Here is a 25,185-nt window from a genome sequence, read left to right on the forward strand (position 1 = left end):
GTGATCAACGCCCCGCCGCTCTTAAAATATCATAGATCGTTTCACTAAATACACGGCCTGGAATTTTACCCAAAGGGATCGATTTGTTATCTGCATAATAATAGTGCTGTCTTTTGCCGTTTGGTTTGAAGAAGTGCAGGGATTCCAGCGTAACATCTTCCATCCCTTCATAATACGTAATGCTTGTGCCGCTGAATTGAAGCTCGGCAACAATCTCTCCATACTCTTTGTAAAACTCATTGAACCAGCCGCCGTCCTGCGCAGGACCTTTGATCCAGCCGTATTTCTCCAGCGCTTTCGGAAGAGCTGTTGGTGAGAATTCATCTTCTGGAAGACGATCATATTCCGTCTTATCCTGTTCCTCCTCCTCAATCAAGTGAACTTGACGTTTCAGCTGCTCAAACGGCTGTTTGACCTCATAATCCTCCAGCTGTGTACTCCAGCCCTCAAGGGTCTCCTGATCCAGTTCAAGCGGATGCACCAACCCTACCTGAGCTTCTGATGGCAGTTCGGTTTCATCCTCGTCCACCGTATTGAATGTACCATCCTCCATGTATCGGAACGTACGAACCAGCTCACCGTTCTCATAAATTCCCCAGATCAATCCTACAGCGAATTTCTGCATGATCACATTGTCCACAAACAGGGATGTCCATTCTTCTGCTGTCCAGAGGCGCTGCTTTGATAAGGATTCCTCCAGACGAGCAGTCTGAATCGTAACCATCGTTTTAAGGTCCTTCTTCAGTTGAGTGAAGCGCGTCTTGGATTGTGCTGCAAGCTCAGGATCATCCTTTTGTGCCGGAGCAGGCAGACTTTTCACCGCTTTACCTGTTTCTTCGTTGATGACAACAACCTGCAGGTCCGCATTAACTTTAACCTGGAAGGAGCGTTCGCCGTAGCTGAGCTGCAGTGTTCCCTTTTCATCAAAACCAAGAGAAGTAACCAGCCGATCTTCAAGCTGCCCAGCCGTTAGTCCCATGTTCTCCGCAGCGAGCTGCAGGGCCTCTTCAGCTGCGCCCTTAACTTGACGGTTCTTCACACTGCGTTTAACTTTATCAATCGCCATAAGTGCGACTGGTTCTTTCAGATATGCAAGCACCTTCACGGCCTCTGCTGCAATTGCACCGCGGCTGTTCTCTGTCCATTCCTTAATCTGCGGAGTCAAAATATGAACAATCTGAATATCACCGAAGAGTGCGGAGATATACATCACCCATTTCTCCTTGGCAGGTGCACCATCCTGAATCCACAGCTGCAGCAGTTCCGTTGAGAAACGAATAAGCGAAGCTTCGCTCACATATTCTCTAAGTTCATTTAACCGCTCATTTGGTCCAGACCCATGATCAATCGACTGCAGTAATATATACTGTTTAATACGATCATCTAAAGGCTGACCATCCGCGGATCGAATCAGAGACGGAAGCTCTTTCAGAGGTAACCAGCTGATTCGGGACATTTTCTTGGCGTCGGCCAAGTCGGCAAGTGCTGCATGCGCATACTCAGGACTCAGCTCAGCTGTATCGAGCAGAATCTGAATCAGGTTTTTCCACTCTCCCGCCTTCTCGTTCTGTAGAAGCTCCATGTACAATTCCCTGCTGTTCTCCAGACTACGGACCGCTGTCAGCGCCATTTCCTTAATTGAAGCCTTTTTCTCGGCACGATAAATCATCATATACAATTCTTGATCAGGAACGTGGTTAAACGCAGCCAGGGCGATACTGTTAGCCCGTTTGGAGGCATCCTGCAGACCTGCCTGAACAGCTGCCACCAGTTGTTTCTTAGGGATCGCATCCCGCTGCTCAAATGCCACCTCCAGCGTTAAAATACGCGTATCCGTTGGCAGCTTTTTATACTGTTTCAACGCATGCTCCAGATTGTGCTGCAGAATACGGCGATACTCGTCCTGAGGCATCGATTGATACGTATAATCCGTCATGCCATTCAGGGAGATCAGACTGGTCAGCAACTGCTCTCGTTTGACCTGGGGATCATCTCCGTACCTGTTCAAAATCTGCTCCCCGCTAAACGCATACGAGTGATACATATCCGATATAATGTCCAGCGTCCATTCCGGATGGGTGAGCAGAATCGCAAAGCGGTGCATCGGGTCTGAATCGATCGGCAGGAAGCTGATGCTGATCAGATTGTTAATCCGTTTTCGGTCCCGGTTAACATGATTGAACAATCCGCGGCTGTCCTTATCCGCCCAGTACTCTTCGAGTGAATATTCACCGCTCAGATATCGGGCAATGGCCAGTCCTTGTCTCCCGCCTTCCAAAGGTTGGCGCAAAACGCGGAATACAGCCTCTTCTATTGAACTTTCGGGATGAAGTAAAGTGATGTTCTGATCCAGCATCATCTTCTGAAAACATAATTTCAGGAATGGCGCTTTGACAATCTCATAAGCCCGCATGGACTTCTCAGGCTGATTAGCCACAGCCGCCTTAAGGATACTCCATGACACTCTGTATGAGTTCAACTCAATCTGCATTAATTCGATCAACTGATAAGGCTCATCCAGCGGCACCAGCCCAGCCAGCAGATCATCTTCACTTCTTGAACGAGGATTCATGCTGAGCAGATATTTGCGAACTTCCATCGGATACAGCTCATGCAGGTGCTGCACGACTTTCATAAGCTCTTTGCCAACCTCGCTGACATTATCCAGAAACCGCTGCTTGCCTCCGCTAATATTGGTAAGGTACAGCACTGCACTGCTGATTAACACCATCGTCTGATGGAAAACGGCATGTGAAACATGATGTTTTGCTGAAAAAGTAATCTCAGGATAGTGGCTGGCAATCAGTTCACTGCGTTTCTGCTTAAGGAATTCCTCTCCAAGCAGCTGCGTTGAACTGTTTTGTTTTCCCTGCACACTGCCTGCAATTAATGGTTCGATCAAAGCATAAAGCTCTTTATGAAGCTTCTCGGCATCATTAGCCATCACATGCTGGAACAGCTCGGGCAGCAGGGCGCTGAGTTTCTTGATCTCGTCTTTATTCGCAAACTCAACATCTGGATGCGAACACAGATTTACGAGAATCAATGCATCAAGAACATCTCTAAAGTTCCCCTGACTATCTGCTTTTTTCGAATCAAACAGCCATTGTGCCCGCTTCACACGACTCTTAAGCTCGGAGAGAAGCTCTTCTTCGCCAGCAAATTGTTTCATTTTCTTCAAACGGGATAACAAGGCACCCATCCGGTCCGGACTCTTGCTTTTCCCGTTTAATCCGTACGCCTCCGAATCTTGGCCAAGACAAGCTGCGAATGCATTAACTCCCCAAGGACTTCTTCGGAAATAATTCGACTCCAGATGCATCGCAACAGCACCCGCACGAAAAAAAATATCGCCATCCTCTTTCTTGCTCAGCTTTTCCAGCGCCTCTACCGTACGATAGACGTAATGACTCGTTTTACCCATCATTTCAGGAAATTTATCCGTCACACCCATGACATAATCAATAATCTCGGAACTGCGGTCCGTCGTGAGTGAGTAGTCATCTGAACAGATGGAAGCAAACTTTTCTACCAAACTCTCTACTGCGCGGTCTGCGGTAAGCATCATATATTCCTCCTCTAAGTAACGTCAAAATAACGTTTGGACATCCAGCCTTCAATCTCTACCCTTTAATCTGATATTTCTCAATGAATAAAGTAAATTCAGGTAATAATTTCTCCAATCCATTCGGCAAGCTCGTTAGGCGTAATTGCGGCTACGTGTGCCCCCATGTTGGCCAGCGTCTGCGCAGCATGTTTGTTATACACCGAATCTCCGTTGAAATCGAGGGCCGTGAGCACCAGCAGCCTGCATCCCGCATCAAGAATATCCCTGCATGCTTGATACATCTGATTGATCGGATAACCTTCTTCCAGATCGCTGACCAGAATATAGATCGTTTTGCCCGGATTCTCAATCAGTGTCTCTCCATAACGCAGCGCTTTGGCAATATGCGTTCCTCCGCCGAGCTGCACATTCATCAGCACATCTACGGGGTCTTCCAACCGATCGCTCAAATCTACAACCTTGGTGTCAAAAATGAATAATTTCGTCCGCAGCGCGTTCAAACGGTAAAAAATACTCGCCATAACGGAACTGTAGATCACCGAATCCATCATGCTGCCGCTCTCATCCACACCGATGATGATGTTCCACTTGTTGTGCTGCTGTATGTTCCCGTCAAAATAAAGTCGATCAATGACAAACCTTCGTTTCTGTTTATCATAATTTTTCAGATTGCGGGTAATCGTACGTTTAAAGTTCAGGCTGCGCAGCGAGCGCACCGAACTGGATGCGTACCGACTGCGTTTTCCCATAATGCTGGCCCGGGCGTGAGACTCCAGCTTCCTGCGCAAATCCTCAACCACCGTTCGTACAATATCCTTGGCACTTCGGAGCACGTCTCCTTTCATTCGCCCTTTGAACTGCATAATATTTTTGAGAAGATTCATATTGGGCTCAAGAGACTCCAGCAGCTTTTTATCAGTTAACAGCTCTGTCAGTCCGTAGCGATCCAGCGCCTGTTTCTCCAGAATTTCAACGGTTGATTTTGGAAAAAGATCACGGACCTTGTGCAGCCAATTGGGAACGGTAAGCTCGGATGGACCGCGGCCGCCTTCTTTTCGATATCCCTGCTCCTCTCCGTACTCACGGTTGTACAGATAACCCAGAATCTCATCCAGTTCCTTATACTGAAACTCGTCTGACTGGTACTGATCGGCTTCACTTAAGCCTTCTTCGGCAGCTTCACCAAGAATCAGGCGCCACCGATTCAATGTTTCCGCAGCACTTCGTTTTTCCGGTGATGACAGTTCTGTCTGCGTTTCGTCCGGCCCCTGTCGGGTTTCATTCAATGTTTCATTCATATTAGCTTCCATGCCGCAAACTCCTTTCGAAGCGCCTCATCCTGCGTTCTGTACTTTATGAGCAGCTGCTCGTCCAGTGCAGGAATCGCCATCTCATCCGGCTTCACCTGATGAAGCTTGGCTGCACGTTCGGCAATTAGACTTGTTTCCATCGGCGTAAAATAAGTAAAAGCGAGGCGCAGCTCCGGAATCATTGCAATAAAATCATCATAGGATAACTGTTCTATTAGGCTGTTAAGCTCGTAGAGCAGTTCATCTTCATATAAGAAAGCATCCCGTGCTGCCGTAAATACGCCCTGTAAAAATAAAGCCGTCTGACGGGTCTGTTCAGGCGTACCGCGGATATACCCTCTGGCACGCTCCACAATCTCGTCCCGGGATCGATCTCCAAGTCCTGAGGCAATAGCGATACAGACACCTTCAAGCTGGGCAGGAAGTTTCGAATCGGACAGAAGTTCATCCAGATGGGTCCGAAATGCCGTATCCTGGAATCGCTCTTCCGATGAATCGGCCAGCATAGCCAGCAGCTTCAATCCCTGAATAATGCCCTCATGCTCATCCGCATTGGTTCTGGACAGCTGCTGCAGCTTGTCCACCGCATTACTGTAAGCTTCTGACACCAGGTCCGAAAGATGCGGATCATCCGATAAACCGAGCAGTCTGCGGTGCTGATGAATCCGGTTCAGAATCGTTAAGCTGCTGCACAAGGACAAGAAATGACCATCTGTCCGCAGGGCAGCCCGAACTTTGTCGTACAAATGCAAGGCCGTCTCCTGAAGACCCATTAACAGTGCCCGCAGCATCAAACTGGCAAGTTCACCGCTGTGATGGTCCGGTATGTCCTGCATCTGCTCTTCCATTTTGCGAGCAGCGGCTCCTGCAAGCGTACCGCCATATAGAGAATTTTCAATTAATCGCGCTTCAATGCGTGAGGAGTACATGTACTCCCACGTTTCTCGAACCAGATTCATGTCACGCTGTGCAATCCAGTCCGGCCCTGCCTGACGTTTCGCAAATTCGGGAACGAGATAAGAAATACATTGGAACAGCTGACTGAGCAGCCGGTGTTCCGGTTTGGCGTAGAGGTCCAGCACCTTTTTATGCTGTCCTGTCGTACGAATCTGAAGTTTGAACGCTGTACAGCGCGCTTTAAAGTCCTCCACGATTGGAATATGAAAGGCATTAGGCGCAACGCTTCCGATGGCATCCCCGGTTAACAGAAGCTGCAGTTCCTGCAGCGGCTTGTCCGTGGCCAGTGTCAGTTCCCCTTTGATAAAGGAGGAGCGTGCCGCATCCATCAGTTCATAGACTCCGCCTTCCCGCTTGCCTCTCAGCTGTGCCAGACCTTGGATCATGCTGTAAGCTTCGATCGCATCACTCGTAGATACATGTTCTTCGCTATCCCGCAGCCTGCGCATCAGCTTGGATAATACCTGCAGCGTAGTTACACGATAAGGAGAACTTGGGGAACGAAGCAGCTGACCCCAGATTTGATCGTAAAAATACACATAAGGCATACCGCTTGCATAACCATTCAGACGGTCGGCTTCGGCAAACGTATAGACCATTGGATACATCTGCTGATGTACATCTGCTGTATCTGTGGCAGCCTTCCGGGTTGACCTGCTCATTTTTGCTTCGGCAGGAGGTAGATCGGACTTCTCCAACGAGTTGACCCTAGCGATGTTCTTCTTGGACTCCGTACGTACTTTCAGCTGATCTTCCTCTTCCTGCCTTATCGCAGTCACTAAACCATACGTATGGAAACCTCCGGTTATAACAAGCACACGCTGATATTGCTCCTCGGCTTCCTTAATCCGTTTCATCATATGTGATTCCCTTAACAAATCACCATTTTCGATCAAACGGCTGGGCGTGTAACACATTCTGGATAACGTACAATAGGTGAACACATCCCGTACAAATTCATACGTTGACTTCTCCAGACCCCCGATCTCAAACACCTTTTCCCACAACTCATCAAAACTGCGGCAGTTTGTTTTCTCGCATAATCGGTTAATGAAGTCTGATCCGGCAAGCAGCGTTTCGTCCTGGATGGAGATTTCTTTCGGCTTCGTTTCCACCAAGCTTTCATTGCTTCTTGAAACATGCCGATAATCCAAATCAATAAACTGTGCCGGGATACCAAGTCGGTGAGCCTCTTTTAGCGCGACATACTCAGGTGAATATCGAAGCATCGGATAATAACAGGCTTCTCTTCCATGCTCATCCTCATAGGTATAATACAGACTGACCGGGGGAAGGGTGGCTTCATCCGTTAATACGGAAATCAGGGGGTTGCCGCTTTCCGGCCCTTCAATCAGAATGATATCGGGTTGGTACTCTCCGATTGCACGCAGCAGATGATGAGCACAGGCTGGACTGTGATGCCGTATTGGAAAATAAACCGTTCGTTGATTCAGATTGTACACACACGCCTCAAACAGAGATTGCAGTTGACTTAAATCCGCAGCATCCAATAAACCGTCAGCGTCAGCAGACTGTACCTGACCTAACCGATCCATTTTCTTTCCTCATAATAATGTTTCCAGATCTCCTCTTCCGCGGAGCGAGCTTTCACAATTTTGGAAAAATAGTTTTTGAGAATGCTTAGATCCTTGTCATTTTCCTTTGCAATCGTTCCCAGCATATTTTGCACCAAACGATCCAGCGCAATGGATTTCCCTTCGTAGTAATGAGATGTCATCGCACTCTGCACATATACGGATACCGCCTCTGCAGTACTCATGGACGCTTGCGGTGTATCCAGCTTATAACCTTCACGTGACATCCCTGTACGCAGTTCCATAAACGTCGTTGCAAGTAACTCCACAACGTCGGTTTGTATTTCAATATCAATTCCACTATGTAATAACAGGTTTCTCGCCTGGGATTCAATGATTTTGGCTTCCATCTTCACATTTTGGATCGGCTTGATCGTTTCAAAATTAAAGCGGCGTTTGAGCGCCCCGCTCATTTCATTCACACCTTTGTCCCGTATGTTCGCGGTAGCAATAACATTGAAACCTGGTTTGGCAAAAAGTACACCTCCGTCGAGTTCCGGAATACTCATGACCTTATCGCTAAGTATACTGATCAAGCTGTCCTGTGCTTCGGCCGGACATCGCGTAATCTCCTCAAAGCGGGTGAGGATGCCTTTTTTCATCCCATTATATAAAGGAGAAGGCACAAGAGCCGCTTCCGATGGACCTTTGTCCAGAAGCATGGCATAATTCCAGGAGTACTTAATCATATCTTCGGTGGTTCCAGCCGTCCCTTGTATCGTATTCAGGCTCGTTCCGGAGATCGCAGCTGTCAGCAGCTCACTAAGCATCGTTTTGGCCGTACCCGGCTCTCCTACCAGCATTAACCCGCGATTCCCTGCCAGGGTAACAACCGCACGCTCAATTAACACATCATTTCCATAAAATTTACGCGTAATGTTGATTTTCTCTCCATCCAGCATCGCTGGCTGCTCCCGTCCAATAATAAAATCCCGCACATAGGCTGGAGATAACAGCCAGTTAGGCGGCCGATGACCCTGATCCTCCTGCTGTAACGCCCGTAATTCGGCCTCGTATAATGTCTCGGCTGGCGGTTTAAGCATCTCCATTATTGACGATGTCTCCTCTCGTATAAACAGATCGTATGTTCCTATTTCTCTTATTTTATCATAGCCTTCATCCACTCAGCCAAAAAACGAGCAAAAATGGTTGAAACGTCCTTCTTATCTGCACTTCTATCTAAGTCCAAGGACTTACACAGCCGCACAAACATGAATTTTCTATCCGCTCTTCATATCAAATCATGTGATTTTTTCACCCGTTACAACGTATTCATCTTAGGCATATGTATCTATCTAAGTATGTTACCAGCTGCACGATTGCAGAGAAAAGACACTACAAGTCAATAAACAATACACTATAGGCTTTAATCACACCTACATAAAAAAATTGCAAATTGCACAGGCTCCTGGGAGCCCGTGCTTCATCTTCTGAATTCAATTACATTCTGCGTCCGCACGAAGAGGAATAGAGCTCGTACCATTCATATCGCGTCAGCTCCACCTGAGCCGCATCGCGACAGGCCAGAATCCGTTCCGGACGAATGGAACCAATCACGGGCTGAATGCCTGCAGGATGTTTCATAAGCCAAGCCAGTACGATCGCTTCTGGTGTTACACCACGTTCTTTGGCTATGCGGGCCACCAAATCTGCCGTTGGTTTAATCTCGGGCCGCTGGCCTTCGACAACGCGCCCTGTGAACCTTCCCTGAGCAAGAGGACCCCAGGCCTGCAGCTGGATATGCTCTGCCTGACAGTATTCCATCGTTCCATAAGGAAACACATTCTCTTTTGCCTGCGCGCGGTTCACCGTTACTCCTGCTTCAACAAAACCGATCTTATCCAGGCTCATCTCCAGCTGATTAACGATAAACGGTACGCGGCTGTACATTTGAAGCAGGCGAATTTGTTCGGCGCCCATGTTGGATACGCCAAAATGTCTTACTTTTCCATCCTGATGCAGTTTCGCCAGCGCTTCTCCAATCTCCTGCGGATGGGCAAGCGGATCAGGACGATGCAGCAGCAGAATATCAAGATAATCGATGCCCAGCCGGGATAAAATACCATCCACACTCTCGATAATATGTGCACCTGAAGTATCATAGCGCTGTGGACCTTCGTCATCTCCTGCCAGCCGGATTCCGCATTTCGACTGAATGATGATCTGTTCACGAAGTCCTTGGATATCGGACAGTACCCGCCCGAATACATGCTCAGCTTTACCGCGTGTATAGATGTCTGCAAGATCGAAGTGACGAATACCGATCTCCAGCGCGGCTTCTACCGCCTGCCGACCTTCGACCACCAAATCATCTGTAATGGGCTGACCGTCCCAGTCCCCTCCAAAGCGCATACAACCCAGGACCATAGGGCTTGTCGGAATCTGATGATCATGCAAAGGTAACTGTCTATAAGACATAACCGTCCTCACCTCTTTTTCATTTTTCAATTTGAAAGCGTATTCTTCATTCATCTTGATTCACTCTTTTCTTTTCTGGAAGTCCTGCCTGTATTCCTGCAGCAATCGGGTTTTAGGACCGTGAATCCAATTTCCATTCTTTGCTTATCACCTAAAAAGAGGGTAAAATACGATCAAGCCATAGGAGAGGAGATTACACATTTGAATCCGAATGAATCCAATGACACTTCAAGCTCCAGTATTTTTACGGCATCCTTTACTCACAACCCCTATCCCGTCTATGAAAAATTAAGAAAAGAGCATCCCGTCTTCAAGGTCATGTTCCCTAACGGTGAGTTTGGCTGGATGATATCCAAGTATGAGGACGCGGTTCAAATCTTAAAAGATAACCGCTTCAGCAAAGACATGGTCAAACGATACGGAGCGGGCAATCAGAGTATTTTCTCCAGCAACATGCTGTTCTCCGATCCGCCGGATCACCGTCGTTTGCGGGGTTTGGTACAGAAGGCTTTTACGCCTAAACTAGTCGCAGATATGAGAAGCCATATCCAGAATATCGCGGATGATCTCCTGGACAATCTACCTTCACAGGACACAATGAATCTGATTGATGACTTTGCCTTTCCGCTCCCTATTATTGTCATCAGTGAAATTTTAGGTGTTCCGGTGGAGGATCGTGACAAATTCCGGATGTGGTCGAACACCGTCATCGATGCATCCACGACCAAGAGTGTCGAACTGTTTGAGCAGCATGAACGGGAGTTCACCGAGTATCTGACCGCTTGGTTCGCCAAAGTGCGAAAAGAACCCGGACAGGATCTCATCAGCCAGCTTGTCATTGCCGAAGAATCCGGTGACCAGTTAACCGAAAGAGAACTTCTTGGCGTTGTTTCTCTACTTATTATTGCCGGACATGAAACGACTGTAAATCTTATAGGTAACGGTATTCTGGCCCTACTGGAACATCCGGAACAGCGGGACTTGTTAGTTCAGCAGCCTGAGCTGATTCATCAAGCTATTGAAGAGATGCTGCGGTATAACGGGCCGGTGGAATTCAGCACTTCTCGCTGGGCTTCCGAGGATATTGAATTCCGCGGACAGCAGATCGCCAAGGGAGACCTTGTGATCGTTGCGCTGGATGCAGCCAATCGGGATGAAGAGCAGTTCCAAGACGCGGACGTGTTTGATATTACACGTGAGAAAAGCGCACATTTAGCTTTTGGCAAAGGCATTCATCTCTGTCTTGGTGCACCGCTGGCCCGTCTTGAAGGAGAGATTGCAGTCAGCACGCTGTTAAAGCGTTTCCCCAACATTAGACTGCAAAAGGATGTCGACACCTTGGAATGGAGACCGGGCATGGTCGTACGCGGCGTCCAAGAACTCCCGGTACAGCTGAAATGAGCGGCTTCTTGCTCGTTGTTCTGCTGCTCATCACTCCATTATTATGGTCCAAGCTAGGGAGTCTGCAGCGTCAGGTAGATGAATTGAAGACAGAGGTGGAGGGGCTTCGGTACGGTTCATCCGGCGATACCCATCGTTTTGGTGTAAACAGCACCTCTTCTGCACCAGATGCTGTATCCTTCTTCCCTTCTTCTGATAGCAGCACGATGTCTCATCCTACAATGGATCGTGAGTTAGAGCAGGAACTGCTTACCATGGTACGCAGCGGGAACAAAATTAAAGCGATCAAAACATTGCGTGAAGCCCGCGGCCTCTCTTTAAAAGAAGCCAAGGATCAGGTGGATGCACTGGACAAATAGTAGGCCAAACGAGCCCTGGAAACGATTCTAGCGGCTCGTTTTTTTGTGATGATAAAGAGACTGTTAACGCCTTTCTCACAATCGGCAGTATGACAGGCTGGACTGTATCCAATGCAAAAAAGGGACCTGCAGCGAAATACACCGCACAGCCCCTCTTCTTATTTCTTAATCAACCATATGTGTATTTTATAAATCCTTATTGTGCCGTCACTGCACCATCAATCGGATATACAGCGCCATTAATGTACGGAGCCTCATCTCCAAGCAAAAAGGACACCAGATTCGCGATCTCTTCCGGTTTGCCCAGACGCCCCGATGGAATGCTGTCTACCGTAGCCTGGAATACTTCCGGATTGTCTTTGCCAAACTGAACAACCATCGGTGTCTCTATAGTACCTGGGGCTATAGCGTTGACACGAATGTTATCCTTGCCATATTCAATTGCTGCTGTGCGGGTCAAACCAACAACGCCGTGTTTGGTTGCCGCATAAGGCGCAACCGCCGGTACACCCACGATACCTGCTGTAGAAGCCGTATTTATAATAGCGCCTCCGCCTGTTTTGAGCATTTCAGTGATGACATATTTTAGTCCGTAGAACACACTTCTCAGATTAATGTCGATAATCTGATCAAACTGCTCAATGGTATGTTCAATCAATTTGATTCCCGGTCCGGCGATCCCCGCGTTGTTAAAGAACAGATCAATCCGGCCAAACTCTTCAATTGTCTTTTTCACATAATTCTCGACTTCGTCGGCCTTACTTACGTCTGCCTGGACAAAAATAGCTTTACTTCCCAGCTGCTCAATCTGTTTCACCGTCTCAAGCCCTGTTTCCTCGATTAGATCAACGACAACGATTGAAGCGCCCTGCTTCGCAAGCTTCAGCGCTGCAGCCTGACCTAATCCACTGCCTGCTCCCGTAATGATCGCTACTTTTCCTGTGTGACTCATGATGATCTCCTCCGATATGTGTCATGTGTGCTTGTACCAATTCATTCATTTGCTCGGCTTCACATGTATGAAATGATATAAGCCAGGAAGGATACCTTCCTGACTTTACCTATTCTAAGTAACATTCGGTTTGAAAACAAACCCAATCCTTTGAATCTATTTCGTTTTTTGAATCCTTCCTGCATCTATCACGGTTACCCATGCCCTATCGAAGCAGGTTCGTTTTGGCAAGCTCAATCAATTCATCACCGCGTCCGTTCAGAACAGCTTTCATCATCCATAACGTAAAACCCTCAGCTTGTTTTATATTAATCTTCGGAGGCAGCGACAGCTCTTGGCGATTGACCACCACGTCGATCAGGACCGGCCCATTGTGCTGCAGCGCACGATCAACTGCCCCTTCAAGCTCTGCAGGGTCTTCCACACGGATTCCCTCAATGCCCATCGCCTGAGCAACCATCGCAAAGTTGGGATTCACAAGTTCCGTACCGGATTCGAGGAATCCGGCTGCTTTCATCTCCAGTTCCACAAAACTGAGTGCGCCATTGTTAAATACAACCACTTTTACTGGAAGGTTATGCTGTTTCAGCGTGAGCAGATCACCCATCAGCATCGCTAAACCGCCATCACCTGATAAGGAGATGACCTGCCTTCCAGGTTCAGCAACCTGAGCGCCGATCGCCTGCGGCAGTGCATTTGCCATTGTTCCGTGATTGAATGAACCCAGTAATCTGCGATTACGGCTCATTTCAATATAACGAGCTGCCCATACGGTAGGGGTACCCACGTCACAGGTAAAGATTGCATTTTCTGCAGCAGCATCACTGATCACTTTGGTCAAATACTGTGGATGAATCGGTTTTTTGCCTGGTTTGCCTACGGCCAGCTCGTCCAGATCCTCACGAACCTTGGCGTAGTGTTTCACACTTTTGCGCAGATGTTTATCACTATGTTCCGTCGTCAGGTAGGGAAGCAGGGCTTCGAGCGTTGCCTTGACGTCTCCGCACACACCATAATCCAGCTTCGTACGCCGGCCCAGATGTGAGGTTTGAATATCCACCTGAAGTACTGTGGCATCTTCCGGGTAAAACTGGCGATACGGGAAGTCTGTTCCGAGCATGAGCAGTACATCACAATCCATCATGGCATGGTATCCCGAGGAATATCCGATCAGCCCTGTTAGTCCCACCGAATACGGATTGTCGTATTCCAGGTACTCTTTGCCACGAAGGGCTATAACCATAGGGGATTTCAGCCGGTCACACAGCTCCAGCAGCGGTTCACGTGCCCCGGCACACCCGGCTCCGCAGAGAAGTGTAATCTTTTTATCCTGATTCAAATATGAAGCGAGCTTGGCGAGTTCAGGCTCAGAAGGATGTACGATCGGATGTGGTGCGTGGTACACATGTTCAGGAACAGGCAGATCAGCAGCTTCAAGCCCGGCAACATCACCTGGCAGCACAATGACAGACACACCGGAACGGGCAACCGCTGTCTGCATTGCCATGGTGAGCGAACGCGGCATCTGTTTGGCGGTTGTAATCACTTCGCAATAATGACTGCATTCCTGAAACAGATACTCTGGATGAGTCGCTTGAAAATAATCGCTGCCGATCTCGTCACTCGGAATATGAGCAGCAATGGCGAGTACCGGCACTCGATTGCGGTGGCAGTCATATAGTCCGTTGATCAAATGCATATTACCCGGCCCGCTGCTGCCTGCACACACGGCTAAGCTGCCGCTGACTTGAGCGTCTGCACCAGCAGCAAAAGCAGCCACTTCTTCATGCCGTACATGAATCCATTCTATCTTGCCCGACTTGCGTATGGAGTCGAGGACTGCATTTAAAGAGTCTCCAACTATGCCGTATATCCTGTGTATACCTGCATTGAGCAAAGCTTCAACAAGAACATCTGCAATCGTTTTTTTCATGATGCACAGTCACTCCTTCGATATGTTATTTTGATTAGGTTACCTTCCCGTGAATATACCTATTCTTATACCCCAAATTTTTGAAAACCGAATCAAACTCATATGTCATTTCAAGTATATGATGATGACAACCGATACAATAATTTCATTGAACATCAAAAAAAGAAAATCAAAAAAATCCGTTTGCCTTGAAGGCAAACGGATAATCTTATAAAGGTGCGCTTTATATCCTACTTTACATGCTCCAGAGAATCCCGATAAATCAAAAATACGATATCTTATGACTAATTCAGATTGCTGGCATAACATTTCCGCCGCTTACAGGGATATACGCTCCGGTAATAAAGGAGGACAGATCCGATGCCAAGAACGCAACCGCATTGGCGATTTCTTGATCCTCTCCTCTGCGCTGTAATGGCACGGTCCGAGTATAGGCTTCATCCTGCCCAGGTTCACCTGCTCGATCCCGTTCACTGATTGTCCAACCCGGAGCTACCTGGTTCACCGTAATCTGATACGCGCCAACCTCCTTGGCTAAAACACGGTAGACACCATCCATACCGCGTTTTCCGGCACTGTACGCCGATTGGTGGGCAAAATTCTGCATCGCACACTCGGTATTAATCCCGATAAAACGACCCGACTTCACCTGCTGCATATACGGAATAAAAGCTTTGGCCAGATATACACTCTGCATCACACAGGATTCGAATTGACTTAGATAGTCCTCAGGTGCCTGCTCCAGCACAGTGGTCCATTCGTATTGAATGACTGCATTAGCAACGACAATGTCTACACCACCCAGCTTGTTCTGGATTTCATCCCGTATCCGAAATGCCGTATCCTGTTTGGTAATGTCACCCTGTACAATGACGGCCTGACGCCCCATTGCTTCGATCTCGCCTAACAGTTCATTCGCCTTCGTTTCATTGTTTATGTAATGAAGGGCCAGGTTCGCGCCGCAAGCAGCAAGTGTACGAGCAATGATTCTACCCAATTGTCCGGTTGCTCCAGTTACTAATGCCGTTTTCCCCGTTAGATTCAGCTGCATTGCAGAGATCACCTCCTTATGGATTCTACCTGTTTAGAAGCTTCCACGGAAAACGATTTCGATTAAACGATAGAGGAAGATGCTTTCCTAATGCTATTTCTGCAGACTCCTGCAATCATCAATTTGCACGTTGTTCCATCAAATCGATTTCCTGAAAACGGCTGACTTCCTTCTCCCAGCGCTCTGCGACATACTGACGGTGTACGGGATGATCATTGTAAGCATCATACGCTTCCTGATCTGCAAATTCCATGGAAAAGCCGTAATCAAACTCGTTCTTTGCACTCACTTGACGCAGGACTCGAAAATGTTCAACACCCGGAATAACCGCAAGCGCTTCCTTGCTTTCCTTCAAAAAAACCTCGGCCTCCTCGGTATCCTTGCCTGCATAAAGGGTAAATGTCACCATATGTGTAATTCTGCTCATTTTCTGTTTCCTCCTCCACTAAGTTCAGACTCTGTACTAGTTTACAACTGAATCTATTGAAAGCGCAATAATTGGCTGCCTGAACTCAATCGATACAGCTGTGTGGAGACACAAAAAAACCCCGGGAATCATCTCCCGGGGTTTTCCTGTCATCTATGGACAAACTAGTTTTTGAGGTTGTATTTACGGTTGAACTTATCAACACGTCCACCGATGTCCACGTTTCTTTGTTTACCAGTGAAGAACGGGTGGGATGCAGAGCTGGTGTCTACACGAATAACAGGGTAAGTGTTACCGTCTTCCCATTCCATTGTTTCGTTGGAGAACTTCGTGGAAGAAGCAAGGAATTTGAAATCAGCACTTGCATCGTAGAAAATAACGAGCTGTGTCTTAGGATGGATGTCAACTTTTGGCATAATCTATTTACACTCCTTTAATATGGGTACTCCCTAGAATCAAACTAAATTTTATTATACTCTTTTTTTGCACGAAGTACCAGCAGGATTTAATGAAATGACAAAAAAATTATAATCCATGCGATTGGGCAGCTGATTGATCCGTTACGCTGGGCCTTTCTCCAGTACATGAAGCATGTATTCCAGCGCCTCAAGCTCATCCATTCCTCTTGTCTGTAACCGGACAACACCGCCATTCCGAAGCGGAAGCAGGGCCATGCCCAGAAGACTCTTCACATCTACACGATGTTCGTGTTCAGACTCCGTATAAGACAATAATATATCTGAGGAAAAACGTGACGCCTGAGAAGATACCGACAACAGCTCATCCCGATGAAAATCCGCGTGAATCATAAACTCATGTGTTCTCACAACCTTCAGTTCCTTTCGCCGAGTTCTATACACCTTTAACGGTGTGTTTTCATTTATATAACAAAATCAACATGAATTATACCATGTGCTGGCAGCTTGTCCATGGCTTTTATGTGAAAAAGAAAAAAACTTCGTTTGAATTAGCAAAAAAGTCCAGTACACATTAGTGTACTGGACTTCCTTTGATTATTTTTCACATTCCGTTCGGGTAAACCATCACTTTCAGACTGCCGCTTTTATTGTGAAGCGCCCGTTCCATAGCCTGCTGGGTCTCCTCGAGCGTATATCGATCTGTGATCAACGACATAACATCATGCTGCCCGGAGGCTAGAAAGGCAATCCCTGCCGGATACGTGTTCGCATAACGGAATATGCCGTAGATATCCACTTCATTATCCGCAATAAACGGAACATTGATAGCAATCTCATCCTGTGCGGGCAAACCTACAATGGCAAGTTTCCCACCTCTGCGCAGCGAGTAAAGAGCCGACTGCAGCGCTTTCGGATTGCCAGCCGTCTCCCAAGCTGTATCCACCCCGATGCCTCCAGTGATTTCCTTAATCACTTCCATTGCATCCTCATGCCGTACGTTAATGGTATGTGCAGCGCCCATCTTACGGGCAGCTTCCAAACGAACCTCCTCCAGATCCGTAACAATGATCGTCTGTACGCCGAATGCCCTGGCTGCCGCTACAGCCATCAGTCCGACGGGTCCCATACCCATGATCGCCAGCGTTGTACCAGGAGCCAGTTTACTGCGGCGTGCTGCATGAATACCCACAGAAAACGGTTCATTCATCGCTGCTTCCTCATACGTCAGATGATCCGGGATCGGGAACGCCATATCTTCCCTGATCGTCATGTACTGGACAAAAGCTCCGTCTACCGGAGGTGTCGCCAGAAACTGAACCTCTGGACACAGATTGTATCGGCCCTCTTTGCATGCGGCACAGTGTCCGCATGTCACTCCAGGCTCAATCGCAACCCGATCACCCGGTTTCAGACGTGAAACGTCTTTACCTACTGCTGCAATAACACCAGCGCATTCATGACCCAGAATAATCGGTTTCTCAACAACGAATCTGCCAATGCGTCCATGTTCGAAATAATGGATATCTGAACCGCAGACACCTACAGCCATCACTTTTATGAGTACTTCATTGGCTGAAGGTCTGGGAACAGGCTGTTCCTCAATAGTGATATGTCCTGGCTCTGTCATGACTGCAGCTTTCATCAATTCTGGCAGGTCAAGCCCTTGTTGATTCATACGGCATTCTCCTCCTTGTGCAGATCAGTGCTGTGTTTGGCTTCTAAAGAAAACGCTGCGTACTCTGTACATTATTGTTATCCATCACAAGATATTTCTTGAATATTTTCCCAGATGAGACCATTGATCCAATAACTTTCTTAAAAAGAACTCGTTTCGTTCTAATAGATCCTGCGCGACTGCTCATCCTGTATTCCGCTCTTACGGTAGAAATACGTGTTGATCATGTCACGCCATTCCTTGGCATGTTCCGCCTGCTCCTCCTGCCTTGCAGCAACCGTGTTAAAAATAACCGGGTCAATTTTACCTTCCAGTTCTCGCCATGTCTCCGCTAATGCTTCAGCCTGTGCAGCACCTTCGAAGTGAGTATCGTAGATATGCTGGATAACGGTCTTTCCTGAATGCAGGACATGCGTATATGGAACGTGATGGAAAAAGAGTATTAACTCGTCAGGACACGTCTCCAATGACTCATATCGGTCAGCATTCTCAGGGTGATACTGTGAGGTATACCCTGTTCCGCTCTTCACCGTCCGATCAACCCCGATTCCGTGACAGTCAGCAAAATGATACGTTCCCCATTTGGAATACTCGTAACCGTCCACATTAGGTCCGTAATGATGATCCGGATTTACCATCCAGCCGACACCAAGGGGAGCCGTGTAGTTTTCGTAAATATCCAGTGAAGACAGCAGCATACCTGTAATTCGCTGAACAACCTGCTCATCATGTCCAAATGTTAATCTTACCCACTCATCTGCAATCTCTTCTGCTGAAAGTTCAGGATTCCATCCCAGTCTGCCGTACCCGTAAAGATTGGCTTGAGCAAGCGGATGTCCTGTCCAGCAGGCATCCGCACCGATGTTGGACACAGCGGCAAATCCACTGTACGGCCGCTGATAGAGTGAGCCGTCTGCAATGCGTTTGATTTCGGAGCCTTTGCCTTTGGCATACGTGTCGAAATCCAAAATTTCCTTCCACTGAGGCACCAGATAAGCCAAATGACGCTGCTGGCCCGTATATTCCTGTGTAATCTGGAATTCAATCACCTGGTTCGTATTCTCCATTGCCCCGAACAGAGGTGACACGGCTTCCCTTACCTGGAAATCCATCGGTCCATTTTTGATCTGCAGAATAACGTTATCCGCGAACCGTCCATCCAGCGGTTTGAAGTGATCATAAGCCGCACGTGCCCGGTCTGTGGAACGATCACGCCAATCCTGTTTACAGTTGTAAACGAAACAGCGCCAGATCACTAATCCGCCAAACGGACGCAGTGCTTCGGCTAACATGTTGGCACCATCTGCATGATCACGGTTATACGTGAACGGACCCGGGCGATTTTCGGAATCAGCCTTGATCAGATATCCGCCGAAATCCGGGATCGCTGCATATACTTTGGCTGTCTGAATGTTCCACCATTCCCGCACCTGTTCATCAAGCGGGTCGGCCGTCTGCAGTCCGCCAACCTCAATTGGACTGGCGTAATTGGCACTAAGGAATAAACGAATACCGTAAGCTCTGAATGCAGCCGCTACTTTTGCAACATCATCCAGGTAGCGTTCTGTCAGAAACAAGCTCTCTTGCTTGTGCACATTCACGTTATTGATCGATATTGCATTAATGCCGCTTGAAGCCAGCAGCCGTGCATAATCTCGAATTCGTCCTATATCCTGTGTAAACTCTCCGTTATCGTAAAAAATGGAACGTCCGGCATATCCCCGCTCGATACTGCCGTCCACATTATCCCACTGATTAATCATTCGCAGCTGATTCACAGGCTGTTCTGTGATATCGATCCGCGTTGCTTCCCCATGAATCGTGGAATCCGCCATAACCGTTTCGCCCTGCTGCAGCGTCAGCTCCCGAAGCAGATGGAAGACAGCATACAAGACGCCTTGCGGCGTTTCTGAACCAATCACCAGTTCACCGCGTGATTCATCTTCACGAATGATGAAACCTTCGCCATGCACCGCGGAACGTTCTGCCTCGGAGAAAGAATGGGCTGCAGTGTCACTTCCTGCCCACGTGCCCAAGCGGATCGCTGGCCCGCCTTCATTCTCTTCAGCATTCTGAATTTGAGAATTCCAGATTGCAGGCTGTACACCGTATAACTTACCGAGTCCTTGCGAGAGCTCGGTAAGTGCTGTCTCAATGACCTGGTGCTGTTCCTGTACCTCAATCCGTTTGCTCCAGAGAGGAGCTGCCTTTCGTGCAGCTCCGTTCGCTCCTGGCAGTGCAGCATGATAACCAAGCCATGCTTCATATTGGGGACCCGACAGACTAGATTGAATGGTAGATTGACTCATTGTACAGCCTCCTTAATTGCATATATTTCAGCCAGTTGATTCCCTTTTCCCTCAAGCAGCCACAGTATTGAAGTTACGCCGCGTGGATAATATTTGCTGCCCACAGCCACACCGGACAAGATCTGGTCACTCCAGCACCAGTAGGATTCCTCCGGGTGAAGCAGCCATTTCACATGTGCTGCGTCTGCTGCTTTTCCTGTCTCGTCCCACTCCAGGCCCAGAATTTCACGAGTAATGAATTGGGACAGGTAAATTTTGCTCAGCCAGGAGTTGTTGCTTGTGGAAGATAGTTTCCAGCCACCGTCTTCAAACAGACATGTTCCTGGAACAAGGACCGTTTTCAGATGCGTGTGCAGCGCCTTCATATATGGTCCGAACCGGCCGTTGACATCCAGAGCGGCTTCACAGCCCGTAAAATAAGGGAATACCAGACCCTCGATAGCCGGAATGATACGTGAATCATTATTTTCTGCGATAACAGCCGGAATGTAGCCTCCGTCTGTCAACTGAGCTGCAACACTGGCCGCGCAGCGATCTGCTTGTTTTCCTGCCTGATGTGACAAATCAGCCAGCTTCTCTGCTGCAAACAGTTTTTCCAGTGCAACATATACAGCCCAGCATTTACCGGCAAGATAGATGTTGTTACGGGACTGTCCGAGGGATACGTCCAGACTGTCATAGGTAGTAATCTCAGCACCACCCTGTGTACGACTGCTGTCAAGCCCCATCAAGCCGTTGCGTTTATCCTCTTCAGGATGGTCACGGTTAAGCATGCTTTCGAAGCATTGTTGAATGATAGGCAGCATCTCTTTGACGAAAGCCTGATCCTTCGTTTGTTCAATGTATACCGTCGCGCAGCAGAGCCAGTTTACCAATTCTTCATGACTCATCTGCGAGAAGCAGTCATCGATACCTACGAGTTCGTAAGCAGAGTGGCCTGGACGGGAAAATACGTTGGCAATACCCATGTCATGCGTAAACGTAATACCGCCCGGGTACAGCTTCTCTTCTCCCGGAAAACGAACCTGATCCGTATAGCTGTAACGCTTCACAAACCACTCCAGTTCGTTGCGCACTGTCCATGGATTAAGAGCAAGCTCAAAGTACAGCTGGTCTGCAGTCAGATCCAGCGTATTCATCATCCGGTACTCCCCTTCGTTTACAATCCAGAGCGGTTCGCCATCGGCTTCGAGCAGTTGTGTGCTCGCGTAATAGCTGTGAATGGAGTGAGCCAGCATGAATGACTGGTCCTCGCTGAGCGCTGCTGTTCCAAGGCGCTGATCTACTTCGGCACAGGATGCGGTTAATGCGTCAAAACGGTTCAGAGCGTACTCTCCCGCTTCCAGAATATCGGCAAAATATCGCGTGTACCAATACGTGGTGTCCATTCCGGTTGTTACAATGCCGCCCCGGTAGAAACATACCGCGAATTGGAATGTCCGTTTCTCACCTGCTGGTACTTCCATCAGCAGTACAGATGCAGACCCCAAACCAAAAGCCAGATTGTCCCGGTGTTTTTCCTCCAGAATCTTCTCCAGCGTGAATCCGCGCGCCGGCCAGAGTCCTTCATTTTTGGACACAATCGCGGTCAGACGACCTTGTCCAACCCCTGTCAGTGAGCCGCCTTCTGGTCCGCCAATCAAACGCATCGCAGCATATGGATCACTGCCCTGATAACCGAAATAACCTTTCCGCGTTTGCTTACCTTGACTGTTATCGATGGTCATTTCAACCAATACAGCGGGTACAAGGGCATCCATCAGTGCTTCCCGATCTGCACTTGTTGGATCTGGAACAGAACGAACCGGTGAATAGATGCGAAACTTCAGATCACCTGCATTCCACGTATCTGTACCTGATGTGAACTCACGCGTAATGTCTTCATCGCGAAATGCCGAGATCAGCGGTTGTGAACCTGCATCTGATGCCTGATTTCCGTTTTCCAGCTTCTCCACATCATAACGGCTGCTCTCATCTTCACTTGCTTCGTAAAAAGGAAGTGCCTGATAGTGCTCTCCATCCCGAGCCTGTAATCCGATATATACATTCTGGTCCGCCGGCTTGCCAAGTTCAAGACCCAGCCCTCCTTTTGCACCTTTGTAACCCAGCGTGAAACTGGCAAATGCACCAATTGGTGCGTGATGTGCATTGTAAAAAATGGATTTGGATGTACTCATCTTTAATAACCTCTCTCAGATTAAGATATGCATACGTTTTCATTAGCCCCATCCTATCACGCACTGCCCGTCCAGACCATGAACAAATCAATCGGATATTTACCCAAATCAAGCTGGAGTATGGTAGAATATAAAGCGGTTACACTTTATTTATAATTGAAGGAATTTGTTCTGAAGACCTACAAACATGAATGGACAGAAGGAGGAATTCGAATGTCTTCCACCTATTTACCTCCCGATTTGGGAGAAAGCGTACATGAAATTTTTTATCCAGATGTACAGACTACCGTCAATCTGTTCGCCATTCATCTGCGCAGTGTAGGAGCGAATTGGGACTACCCCGCGCACGAGCATCCTCAGTATGAGCTTAATTATGTAACAGAGGGTGTTCAGTATATGACGATAAACGGTACTTTATATGTGCAAAATACGGGCGAACTGCTCCTGATTCCTCCGGGAAGCGTACATTCCAGCCAGAGCCGAAACGGACAGGGGTTCACCTACTTCTGTATGCATTTCGATATTGATGATCAGCTGTTCCTTTCCCTGCTGGCTCGAATCAAACAGATACTGTTCAGCGCAGACAATCCGGTCACTCTGCAGATCGAGCCCATACTGCATAAGCTGATGTCCTCTTCACACGGCCAATCCGCCAGCGCGATGGTGCAGCGCATGCAGCTGCAGTCGGCGGTATTCGAACTGTTCGGACATTTGTGGGAGACGGTCTCCCAGGAAGCAGCTCAAACGTTTACAGACGGATACGAGCGGATTGAACTGGCTCATCAGATTCGTACCCGGCTGCAGGGGTTGATGAGTCAGCAGTTCAAGCAGGGACACGAATCCGACAGTCACTATGGCATCGACGATATCGCTGCTGAACTGGGCATTAGTCCTTCGCACTGCAATCGCGTGTTCAAGCAGGTGTTTGGGCAGTCTCCGCGTGCGGTTTTGTCCCAAATGGTGCTGCATGAAGCCAAAGTTCTGTTGGGGAATCCGCAGCTCTCGGTACAAAATATTGCGGTTATGCTCGGTTACAAGGATATTGCCCATTTCAGCCGTCAATTCAAGCGCTGGTCCGGTATGTCCCCTTCGCAATATAGACAGGAACAGCCTGCTCTGGAGTAATTCCAGCAGCAGGCTGTTATCATTGTACCGTTATTTCAGCAAACGTTTGATCAGCTTCAGCTTGTTCTCGTAAGGCGGGTACAAAACGGGCGGGTTAAGCTTGGTACTTTTTTTCAAAATACTCTTCATATGAGAGAACGTTTCGAAGCTGTACCGTCCATGATACGAGCCAATACCGGAATGACCCACACCCCCAAACGGCAGACGCGGATTGGCTACATGTGTAATCGTATCATTAATACAGCCCCCGCCAAAGGAAACCTCGGTTAACACTTTATCCTGAACGGCTTGATCAGAAGTGAACAGATACAAAGCAAGCGGCTTCGGACGTTTTACGATTTCGTTTACAGCCTCATCCAGATGACCATAACTGATAATCGGCAGGATCGGTCCAAAAATCTCGTCTTCCATCGCAGCCGCGTCCCACGACTCGGCATCAATCAGTGTCGGCTCAATAAAACGGTCTCCTTCATCAGAAGCCCCTCCATAGATGACCTGATTTCGATCCCGCTCAATCAGAGTGGTCAGGCGTTTGAAGTGTGAATGGTTCACGATACGCCCGTAATCCTTGTTTTTCTGAATGTCCGTCCCGAAAAAGGTGACGATCGCAGCTTTCATCGCCTCAATCAAGGGCTGCTTCACGCGTTCATGTACGAGCAGATAGTCAGGTGCAATACAGGTCTGCCCCGTGTTGAGCAGTTTACCCCAGATAATCCGTTCAGCCGCGACTTGAATATCGGCCTGTTCATCGACGATGACAGGACTTTTTCCGCCGAGCTCCAGCGTAACAGGAACGAGATTTCGGGCTGCGGCCTGCATCACAATTTTCCCCACCGGCACACTGCCCGTGAAAAAAATATAGTCAAACGGCGCATGAATCAGCGCGGTGGTTGTATCCTTCGCCCCTTCCACTACATGCACATATTCCGGTTCAAACACCTCAGCAATTAACTCACGTACAGCGGCAGATACCGCTGGCGTATTCTCGGATGCTTTGAGCACCGCCGTATTGCCTGCTGCAATCGCCCCGACAAGCGGTTCAATAAGAAGCTGGAAAGGATAATTGAACGGCCCGATAATCAGAACGACGCCATAGGGTTCTGGCATGATATAACTTTTGGAGCCGAGCAGCGCCACTTGTGTTTTGACCTTCACAGGTTTCACCCACTTTTTGATTTTACGAATGGTGTGTGAAATGCTGTCCAGCATAAAGCCAATCTCCGTAGTGTAGGATTCAAATTCGCTTTTGCCTAAATCCAGATATAAGGCCTCGATCAGTCTGGATTCATATTTCTGTATACCTTCTTTTAACCGAGTCAGCCTCTCAATTCTGGTTTCTGCCGATCGTGTGGTTCCTGAACGAAAAAACTTCTTTTGTTTATCCAGAATTTCCTGCACATCTTCTGTAGTTAGTTCTTGAAACTCACTCATGACGGGTATGCTCCTTTGATTAGATTTATAGATGAAACGTTTAAACTGACGAACCTATAGAGGACATGCCTGGGCATG

18 protein-coding genes are annotated in these 25,185 nt (G+C 48.1%); 3 read left to right on the forward strand and 15 right to left on the reverse strand.

All coding sequences use genetic code 11. From position 1 onward, the window contains the following. Positions 1-4: 4 nt before the first annotated feature. The 5 genes from MKY97_RS15695 to MKY97_RS15715 form a co-directional block, all read right to left on the reverse strand. Positions 5-3,568: a DUF4132 domain-containing protein gene (locus tag MKY97_RS15695; RefSeq protein WP_342551291.1), complete on the reverse strand. Its 3,564-nt coding sequence runs from the start codon at positions 3,566-3,568 to the stop codon at positions 5-7. A gap of 95 nt (positions 3,569-3,663) precedes the next feature. Further along, positions 3,664-4,878, reverse strand: coding sequence for a VWA domain-containing protein (locus tag MKY97_RS15700; RefSeq protein WP_342551292.1), 1,215 nt, complete (start codon positions 4,876-4,878; stop codon positions 3,664-3,666). After that, complete coding sequence (locus tag MKY97_RS15705; RefSeq protein WP_342551293.1) at positions 4,863-7,391, reverse strand: DUF5682 family protein; 2,529 nt, start codon at positions 7,389-7,391, stop codon at positions 4,863-4,865. The genes MKY97_RS15700 and MKY97_RS15705 overlap by 16 nt, the downstream gene beginning before the upstream one ends. Beyond that, positions 7,379-8,479 carry an AAA family ATPase gene (locus MKY97_RS15710; protein ID WP_342551294.1) on the reverse strand — a complete coding sequence of 367 codons (1,101 nt, stop codon included), beginning with the start codon at positions 8,477-8,479 and terminating at the stop codon, positions 7,379-7,381. The genes MKY97_RS15705 and MKY97_RS15710 overlap by 13 nt, the downstream gene beginning before the upstream one ends. 391 nt (positions 8,480-8,870) lie before the next feature. After that, positions 8,871-9,848 (reverse strand): aldo/keto reductase, encoded by a 978-nt coding sequence (locus MKY97_RS15715; RefSeq protein WP_342551295.1) that lies wholly within the window; start codon positions 9,846-9,848, stop codon positions 8,871-8,873. Positions 9,849-10,049: 201 nt separating this feature from the next. On the opposite strand from MKY97_RS15715, the gene MKY97_RS15720 reads away from it, so the two are divergent. Continuing rightward, on the forward strand, positions 10,050-11,249 hold the full coding sequence (locus MKY97_RS15720) for a cytochrome P450 (protein WP_342551296.1): 1,200 nt from the start codon (positions 10,050-10,052) through the stop codon (positions 11,247-11,249). A gap of 8 nt (positions 11,250-11,257) precedes the next feature. Continuing rightward, the gene (locus MKY97_RS15725) at positions 11,258-11,608 is read left to right on the forward strand and encodes a ribosomal protein L7/L12 (RefSeq protein ID WP_342551297.1); all 351 of its coding nucleotides are present in this window, start codon (positions 11,258-11,260) and stop codon (positions 11,606-11,608) included. 196 nt (positions 11,609-11,804) lie between these two features. On the opposite strand, the gene MKY97_RS15730 is transcribed toward MKY97_RS15725, so the two are convergent. The 9 genes from MKY97_RS15730 to MKY97_RS15770 all read right to left on the reverse strand — a co-directional run bounded on the left by MKY97_RS15730 (position 11,805) and on the right by MKY97_RS15770 (position 22,551). Next, positions 11,805-12,560 (reverse strand): glucose 1-dehydrogenase, encoded by a 756-nt coding sequence (locus MKY97_RS15730; protein ID WP_342551298.1) that lies wholly within the window; start codon positions 12,558-12,560, stop codon positions 11,805-11,807. Between the two features lie 205 nt (positions 12,561-12,765). Beyond that, positions 12,766-14,493: a ubiquinone-dependent pyruvate dehydrogenase gene (poxB, locus tag MKY97_RS15735; protein ID WP_342551299.1), complete on the reverse strand. Its 1,728-nt coding sequence runs from the start codon at positions 14,491-14,493 to the stop codon at positions 12,766-12,768. Positions 14,494-14,782: 289 nt separating this feature from the next. Continuing rightward, complete coding sequence (locus tag MKY97_RS15740; RefSeq protein WP_342551300.1) at positions 14,783-15,544, reverse strand: SDR family oxidoreductase; 762 nt, start codon at positions 15,542-15,544, stop codon at positions 14,783-14,785. 118 nt (positions 15,545-15,662) lie between these two features. Continuing rightward, complete coding sequence (locus tag MKY97_RS15745; protein ID WP_342551301.1) at positions 15,663-15,971, reverse strand: Dabb family protein; 309 nt, start codon at positions 15,969-15,971, stop codon at positions 15,663-15,665. Between the two features lie 164 nt (positions 15,972-16,135). Continuing rightward, positions 16,136-16,387 carry a type B 50S ribosomal protein L31 gene (locus MKY97_RS15750; protein WP_090916418.1) on the reverse strand — a complete coding sequence of 84 codons (252 nt, stop codon included), beginning with the start codon at positions 16,385-16,387 and terminating at the stop codon, positions 16,136-16,138. Between the two features lie 144 nt (positions 16,388-16,531). Further along, positions 16,532-16,798 (reverse strand): HPr family phosphocarrier protein, encoded by a 267-nt coding sequence (locus MKY97_RS15755; protein WP_342551302.1) that lies wholly within the window; start codon positions 16,796-16,798, stop codon positions 16,532-16,534. Positions 16,799-16,991: 193 nt separating this feature from the next. Further along, positions 16,992-18,065, reverse strand: a complete 1,074-nt coding sequence (locus MKY97_RS15760) for an NAD(P)-dependent alcohol dehydrogenase (RefSeq protein ID WP_342551303.1) — start codon at positions 18,063-18,065, stop codon at positions 16,992-16,994. Positions 18,066-18,226: 161 nt separating this feature from the next. Beyond that, positions 18,227-20,374 carry an alpha-glucuronidase family glycosyl hydrolase gene (locus MKY97_RS15765; protein ID WP_342551304.1) on the reverse strand — a complete coding sequence of 716 codons (2,148 nt, stop codon included), beginning with the start codon at positions 20,372-20,374 and terminating at the stop codon, positions 18,227-18,229. Beyond that, positions 20,371-22,551, reverse strand: a complete 2,181-nt coding sequence (locus MKY97_RS15770; protein ID WP_342551305.1) for a glycoside hydrolase family 52 protein — start codon at positions 22,549-22,551, stop codon at positions 20,371-20,373. Before MKY97_RS15770 ends, MKY97_RS15765 begins: the two co-directional genes overlap by 4 nt. Before the next feature lie 213 nt (positions 22,552-22,764). On the opposite strand from MKY97_RS15770, the gene MKY97_RS15775 reads away from it, so the two are divergent. Further along, on the forward strand, positions 22,765-23,676 hold the full coding sequence (locus tag MKY97_RS15775) for an AraC family transcriptional regulator (protein ID WP_342551306.1): 912 nt from the start codon (positions 22,765-22,767) through the stop codon (positions 23,674-23,676). Positions 23,677-23,706: 30 nt separating this feature from the next. Here the strand turns inward: MKY97_RS15775 and MKY97_RS15780 are convergent, their stop codons facing one another. After that, positions 23,707-25,107: an aldehyde dehydrogenase gene (locus tag MKY97_RS15780; protein WP_342551307.1), complete on the reverse strand. Its 1,401-nt coding sequence runs from the start codon at positions 25,105-25,107 to the stop codon at positions 23,707-23,709. Positions 25,108-25,185: the final 78 nt, after the last annotated feature.

Origin of the sequence: Paenibacillus sp. FSL R7-0652, assembly GCF_038595045.1 — a bacterium.
GTDB lineage: Bacteria > Bacillota > Bacilli > Paenibacillales > Paenibacillaceae > Paenibacillus.